7 protein-coding genes are annotated in these 6,245 nt (G+C 71.7%); 3 read left to right on the top strand and 4 right to left on the bottom strand.

Going from position 1 to position 6,245, the window contains the following annotated elements; all coding sequences use genetic code 11:
• Positions 1–147: 147 nt before the first annotated feature.
• The gene (gene hrcA, locus ACFE8Y_RS11040) at positions 148–1,239 is read right to left on the bottom strand and encodes a heat-inducible transcriptional repressor HrcA (RefSeq protein WP_375464431.1); all 1,092 of its coding nucleotides are present in this window, start codon (positions 1,237–1,239) and stop codon (positions 148–150) included.
• 172 nt (positions 1,240–1,411) lie between these two features.
• Between hrcA and rph the strand changes: the two genes are divergently transcribed.
• Genes rph through hemW form a run of 3 tightly spaced genes read left to right on the top strand, consistent with a single transcriptional unit; the run spans position 1,412 to position 3,977 of the window.
• Positions 1,412–2,125, top strand: coding sequence for a ribonuclease PH (gene rph, locus ACFE8Y_RS11035; RefSeq protein ID WP_375464430.1), 714 nt, complete (start codon positions 1,412–1,414; stop codon positions 2,123–2,125).
• A complete protein-coding gene (rdgB, locus tag ACFE8Y_RS11030; protein WP_375464429.1) occupies positions 2,122–2,754 on the top strand; it encodes an RdgB/HAM1 family non-canonical purine NTP pyrophosphatase in 633 nt (210 codons plus the stop codon). Before rph ends, rdgB begins: the two co-directional genes overlap by 4 nt.
• A gap of 47 nt (positions 2,755–2,801) precedes the next feature.
• Entirely contained in the window at positions 2,802–3,977 is a 1,176-nt protein-coding gene (hemW, locus tag ACFE8Y_RS11025) for a radical SAM family heme chaperone HemW (protein WP_375464428.1), read from the top strand.
• A 183-nt stretch (positions 3,978–4,160) separates the two neighbouring features.
• Here the strand turns inward: hemW and ACFE8Y_RS11020 are convergent, their stop codons facing one another.
• From ACFE8Y_RS11020 to ACFE8Y_RS11010, 3 genes are all read right to left on the bottom strand, one after another.
• On the bottom strand, positions 4,161–4,541 hold the full coding sequence (locus tag ACFE8Y_RS11020) for a type II toxin-antitoxin system death-on-curing family toxin (protein ID WP_375464427.1): 381 nt from the start codon (positions 4,539–4,541) through the stop codon (positions 4,161–4,163).
• A 15-nt stretch (positions 4,542–4,556) separates the two neighbouring features.
• Positions 4,557–4,781 (bottom strand): AbrB/MazE/SpoVT family DNA-binding domain-containing protein, encoded by a 225-nt coding sequence (locus tag ACFE8Y_RS11015; protein ID WP_375464426.1) that lies wholly within the window; start codon positions 4,779–4,781, stop codon positions 4,557–4,559.
• Positions 4,782–4,926: 145 nt separating this feature from the next.
• Complete coding sequence (locus tag ACFE8Y_RS11010) at positions 4,927–6,156, bottom strand: penicillin-binding protein activator (RefSeq protein WP_375464425.1); 1,230 nt, start codon at positions 6,154–6,156, stop codon at positions 4,927–4,929.
• Positions 6,157–6,245: the final 89 nt, after the last annotated feature.

Here is a 6,245-nt window from a genome sequence, read left to right as displayed (position 1 = left end):
ATCGTCATCGTCGATCCCGACACCTACGAGATCGTCGACGTGATCCGGGGTTGATTGCGGCAAGCGGGTTTACCCTCCCCCCTGCGGGGGAGGGTGGCCCGCGAAGCGGGACGGGGGAGGGTATGCGCGCGACCGGGACGGATCGCCCTACGACGAGCCCCGGTCGAGCATCCGCGAGACCACCCGCGCGGTGTAGTCCACCATCGGCACGATGCGGGCGTAGTTCAGCCGCGTCGGGCCGATCACGCCGACGACGCCGACGATCTTCTGCGAGCCGTCGCGGAACGGCGCGGCGATGAGCGAGGACCCCGACAGCGAGAACAGCTTGTTCTCCGAGCCGATGAAGATCCGCACGCCCTCGCCGCCCTCGGCCCGCGCCAGGAGGTCGATCACGTCTTTCTGGGTTTCGAGGTCGGAGAACAGCAGGCGGATGCGCTCCAGGTCCTCCACGGCGCGCAGGTCGTCGAGGAGGTTGGCCTGTCCCCGCACGATGAGCTGGCGCGCATCGGACGGCCCGACGGAGATGGCGAGCCCCGCATCGACCAAGCGCTCGGTGATCGCGTCGAGTTCGCGCTTCTTCGCCTGCCGGCCGGCCTCGATCTCGGCGCGCAGCGTGCCGAGCGTCCGCCCCTGGAGGCGGGCGTTGAGGTAGTTCGAGGCCTCCTGCAAGGCGCTCGCCGGCAGGCCCGGCGGCAGGTCGAGCAGGCGGTTCTCCACCGAGCCGTCGTCCGAGACGAGGACGACGAGCGCCCGGCCCGGATCGAGCCGCACGAACTCGATGTGCTTCAAATGGACGTTGGTCTTCGTCGTCAGCACGACGCCGGCGCCGCGAGAGATGCCCGAGAGCAGGGTGGACGCCTCGGCCAGCGCCGAGTCGAAGGTGTGGCGCGAGGCCGCCGCCCGCATCTGCGCCTCGATCCGCTCCTGCTCCTCGCGGCCGACATCGCCGAGTTCGAGCATCGCATCGACGAAGAAGCGCAGGCCCAGCTCGGTCGGAAGCCGCCCGGCCGACGTGTGCGGCGCGAAGATCAGGCCGGAATGCTCCAGGTCCGACATCACGTTGCGGATCGAGGCCGGCGACAGGGCCATCGGCAGGATGCGGGCGAGGTTGCGCGATCCCATCGGTTCGCCGGTCGACAGGTAGCTCTCGACGATCTGGCGGAAGATCTCGCGGGCGCGCTCGTTCAGCACGGCGAGCGCCTGGGCCTGCGGGGGCTGGGGGCGGGAAGACTCTGACACGCGTTCGATCCTGCGGGATGCGATCCTGCCCGGGGATTGTGTCCGTGGCGGGTCCGCGGATCAATCGATCGGTGCCGGGACGGCGGCACGCGCCCGAGTGCGGGCGGGTTGCCGCCCATCCCGGAGCGGCCTAAGCAAGCCTCCAGAATTAATGTGTAGGAGAGCACGCCGGATGCGCCCCTCGAAACGCGCCGCCGACGAGTTGCGCACGGTCACGCTCGAACGGTCGGTGGCCCGCTACGCCGAAGGGTCGTGCCTCGTCGGCTTCGGCGAGACCCGGGTGCTCTGCACCGCCTCCCTGGAGGAGCGCGGCCCGTCCTGGCTGCGCGGCTCCGGCAAGGGCTGGGTCACGGCCGAGTACGCGATGCTGCCGCGCGCCACGCACGAGCGGACGCGCCGCGAGGTGACGTCCGGCAAGCCGTCCGGCCGCACGCAGGAGATCCAGCGCCTGATCGGCCGCTCGCTGCGCGCCGTCGTCAACCTGCCGGCGCTGGGCGAGCGGCAGGTCACCGTCGATTGCGACGTGATCCAGGCCGACGGCGGCACGCGCACGGCGGCGATCACCGGGGCCTGGGTGGCGCTGCACGAGTGCTTCGCGTGGATGCGCGCCCGTTCGATCATCTCGGTCGATCCCCTGCGCGACCACGTCGCCGCGGTGTCCTGCGGCATCGTCAAGGGCCGGGCGGTGCTCGACCTCGACTACGACGAAGATTCGGGCGCCGAAACCGACGCCAACTTCGTCATCACCGGCTCCGGCGGCCTCGTCGAGGTTCAGGGCACGGCGGAGGGCAAGCCGTTCTCGGAGGACGAGCTCCTGGACCTGCTGCGGCTGGCCAAGGGTGGCGTCGCCGACCTCGTCGCACGCCAGAAGCAGGCGGTCGCGTGAGCCATCGCATCCTCACCGGCCGCGTCGTCATCGCGACCCACAACGCGGGCAAGCTCGTGGAGATGCGCGCGCTCATGGCGCCCTTCGGCGTCGTGCCGGTCTCGGCGGGCGAACTCGGACTGCCCGAGCCCGACGAGACCGGCACGATGTTCTCCGAGAACGCCGCGATCAAGGCGCTCGCTGCGGCCCGCGCCTCGCGCCTGCCGGCCTTCGCCGACGATTCCGGCCTCTGCGTCGACGCGCTCGACGGCGCGCCCGGGCTGTTTTCCGCCCGCTGGGCCGGGGAGACCAAGGATTTCTCCGGCGCGATGGCCCGTATCGTCGCGGAGCTGGACCGGCGCGGCGCGCGCGACCGGCGGGCGCACTTCGTCTCCGCCCTGGTGCTGGCTTGGCCCGACGATCACACCGAACTGTTCGAGGGCCGGGTGTTCGGCGACCTCGTCGAGCCCCGCGGTGCGGCCGGCTTCGGCTACGACCCGATGTTCCGGCCCGATGGACACGATCGCACCTTCGGCGAGATGTCCGCCGAGGAGAAGCACGGGGTCGACTGGCGGACGGGAGGCGCGCTCTCGCACCGGGCGCGCGCCTTCGTGACGCTGGCCGACGCCTGCCTGCGGCGGCCGGCCTGACCGCCGGCGCGATTGCCAAACCGCGGGCCGGCGGGCACATCCCGCCGATGACGGATTCCGGCCCGGACCACCCGACCCGCGATGCGGGGTTCGGCGTGTACCTGCACTGGCCCTTCTGCGCCTCGAAGTGCCCCTACTGCGACTTCAACAGCCACGTCCGCCACGCGCCGGTGGACGAGCCGCGCTTCCTGGCGGCCTTCCGGGCCGAGATCGCGCACGTCGCCGCCCTCACGCCGGGCCGCACCGTCTCCAGCGTCTTCCTCGGGGGCGGCACGCCGTCGCTGATGCGGCCGGCGACGGTCGCCGGGCTGCTCGACGCCGTGGCGGAGTCCTGGGCGATGGCGCCGGACGCCGAGATCACCCTCGAGGCCAACCCGACCAGCGTCGAGGCGGGACGCTTCCGCGGATACCGCGCGGCCGGCGTCAACCGCGTGTCCCTCGGCGTGCAGGCGCTGGACGACGCCTCGTTGAAGGCGCTCGGCCGGCTGCACAGCGCCGCGGAGGCGCGCGAAGCGATCCGGATCGCGCAAGGGGCGTTCGCGCGAAGCTCCTTCGACCTCATCTACGCCCGCTCGAACCAGACGGCGCGGGCGTGGCGCCTGGAACTGACCGAGGCGATCGCGCGGGCGGCCGAGCACCTGTCGCTCTACCAACTCACCATCGAGCCCGGCACGCCGTTCTTCGGCCTCGCCGCCACCGGCAAACTCATCCCGCCGGACGATGAGACCGCGCGCGTCCTCTACGACGTGACGGGCGAGGTCTGCGACCGGGCGGGACTGCCGGCCTACGAGATCTCGAACCATGCCAGGACCGGCGCGCAGTCGCGCCACAACCTGCTGTACTGGCGCTACGGCGAGTATGCCGGCATCGGCCCCGGCGCCCACGGGCGCCTCGTGACGGGGGAGGGCCGCCTCGGCACCGTCACCGAGCGCGGCCCGGAGGCGTGGCTCGCCCGCGTCGAGCGCGCCGGCCACGGCATCGCCGAGACCGAGCAGCTCATCGGCGCCGACCAGGGCGACGAGTTCCTGATGATGGGCCTGCGCCTCTCCGAGGGGATCGACCCAGCCCGCTACGCGGCGTTGAAGGGCCGGCCGCTCGACGCCGCGCGGATCGACGCGCTCGTCGGCGACGGGCTCGTCGCGCGGCTCGCAGGCGGACGGATCGCGGCGACCGCGCGGGGCGCGCCCGTGCTCAACGCCGTGGTGGCGAACCTCGCTGCCTGATACCAGACCTCGATGAGCCCGACTCATCGAGGTCTGGTCCCCGCGACTGCGGGGCGGCGGTCGTCCGCCGAGCCTCATGGGTCATGACCCATGAGACTTGGTGTAAGGCAGGCTGGCGAAGGCTCCACCCGCACGAGCGCGGCCGCCTGCACAAGCGGGTCTATGCTGCGCGGCCGTCACACGTCACGCCCCTCGCAGGCGAGAACGCAGCCACGCTGCGAAGGCGGATTCGTCCAGGCTGTCATCCGCGATGGTCAACCAAGTCAGCACGATCTCCGCATCCACTGCTGCGAGCCGCATTTCGTTGAGCCGGATGAACAATTCGGTGACGACGGCGGACGTGCGCTTGTTGCCGTCCAGGAAGGCGTGGTTGCGCACGATCGCGAATGCGCAGGCCGCGGCGAGATCAGCGAGATCCGGTGGCGGCTCTCCGTAGATCGCAAGGTTCTGAGGCCGGCTCAACGCAGCATCGAGCGCGGCCTCACCCCTGACCCCTGACGCACCGCCGTGTTCCGCCACCTGCGCGTCGTGGATCGCGAGAACGACGGTCCCGTCGACCCACACGGGCACTCGGGACGCCTACTTGGCGAGTTCGCGAAGCGCGTTGCGGCGCTCCTTCATCACCGCACGAGCCACGGCCATCTGCGCTTCGAAGGCCGGTGCGTAGGGCGTGAGCCGGTAACCATCGGGTGCCTCGGTCAGGAACACCGTATCGCCCTTCGACACGTTCAGCTTCGCCTGAGCCTCCTTCGGCAGGACGACGCCGACGGAATTGCCGATCTGCACGAGCTTGAGTTCCACCATCGGGCTGTCCCGCCGATTCATCGTACTTACGTCTGTAGGAACGTTGTAGCCGCGCAACGGCTTGGCAACGGCGCCGAACGCGAGGCCGAGCTTCAGCGACGCCGAGTACCCGTCCGATCTGGAACCGGAAAATCCAGATCGAGTCTCAAGTGCCCGACTTCGCGAGCGCGCGCGGGGCGGGGCTGACCACGGTCGCGGCGTTGTTGCGGATCTCGTGGACGGCGAGCGCGCGGTCGCTCAGCCCATCGGGACGGAAGCGGAAGGTGCCGTCGATGCCGGCAAAACCCGCATTCTTGGTGAGCGTGGCCTCCGCGAAGCGCTGCGTGCCGTACTGGCGCGACAGCGCGGCGCTGAGCGAGATCGAATCGTAGGCGAGCGAGGCCACGCGCGGCGGGCTCGCGCCGTAGCGCGCCTGATAGCGTCCGGCAAAGCCCGAGAACCCGGCCGCATCCGGTGCGGCGAACCGGCCGGCCTGGAGGGCCGGCAGGGCGAAGAGCCGCGGCTCGTTCCACAGCGCGGTGCCGATCGGCCGGATGCGCGCCGGTGCGAAGCCAGCCTTGGTCAGCGCCGCGGCGACTGCCGGCAGGCCGTCCGCGGTCTCGGGCAGGAACAGGGCGTCGGCCTGGGCGGCAGCCCCGACGATCACGCCGCCGAGGCGCGCGATTGCCGGCCCCGGCGCGCCGGGCGCGTAGCGCTCGAGCCCTGCGAGCCGCGCGCCCTTGCGCGCGACCGCCTCGCGGAACTGCGCCTCGACCGCGTTGCCGTAGGCGTTCTCGGGGATCAAGGCGGCAAACGACCGGCGCCCGTCCGCCACGGCGTCGTCGACGATCCGGTCGACCTCCGCCTGCGGAAGGAAGCTCAGCAGGTAGGTGCCGCGCGCGGCGACGCTCGCATCGGTGGAGTAGGCGATCACCGGCTTGCCGGCGGCGCGGGCCGGCACCGAGGCGGCGGCGACGTTGGCGGCAAACAGCGGGCCGAGCACCAGTTCGGCCCCTTCCGCGATGACGCCGGCGGCGGCTTCCCGGGCACCGTCCGGGGTGCCGCGGTCGTCCCGCACCAGGACCTGGAGATCCGGCTGCTGGAACTCCTCCATCGCCAGTTCCGCAGCGTTGCGCAGTGCGACGCCGAGGTTCGCGCCGGGACCGGAGAGCGGAACGATCAGCGCGACCTTGACCGATCCCGAGCCGATACGGCCGGGTGCGGGTGCCGGGGCGGCGGCCTCGACGGGCGGCGCGCGCTCGGCCGGGCCCGAGGGTGCGGCTTGAACGGAACGGGGCCGGTCCGAGCCGCCGATGCAGGCGCTCAGGCCGAGAGCGAGCGCGAGGGCGCCGCCGGTCCGCGTCGCGCGGGCACGCTTCGGAGCGGATCGCGCCATCGCAGGGGCCTCCTTCGCGCAGACGATCGTCGGACGCAATAGAGTCTAGATCCGAAAAGTAAACGCGGACGCGCAACCCGCGGAAATTC

Origin of the sequence: uncultured Methylobacterium sp., from assembly GCF_964242245.1 — a bacterium.
Classification (GTDB): Bacteria; Pseudomonadota; Alphaproteobacteria; order Rhizobiales; family Beijerinckiaceae; genus Methylobacterium.
Note: the sequence above shows the minus strand (reverse complement) of the source record. Positions and strands in the feature narration are given on the sequence as shown.

Coding starts and splice junctions, on each gene's coding strand:
- hemW (WP_375464428.1), top strand. CDS start 2,802: ATGACGGATTCCGGCCCGGACCACCCGACCCGCGATGCGGGGTTCGGC.
- rph (WP_375464430.1), top strand. CDS start 1,412: ATGCGCCCCTCGAAACGCGCCGCCGACGAGTTGCGCACGGTCACGCTC.
- ACFE8Y_RS11010 (WP_375464425.1), bottom strand. CDS start 6,156: ATGGCGCGATCCGCTCCGAAGCGTGCCCGCGCGACGCGGACCGGCGGC.
- ACFE8Y_RS11015 (WP_375464426.1), bottom strand. CDS start 4,781: ATGGTGGAACTCAAGCTCGTGCAGATCGGCAATTCCGTCGGCGTCGTC.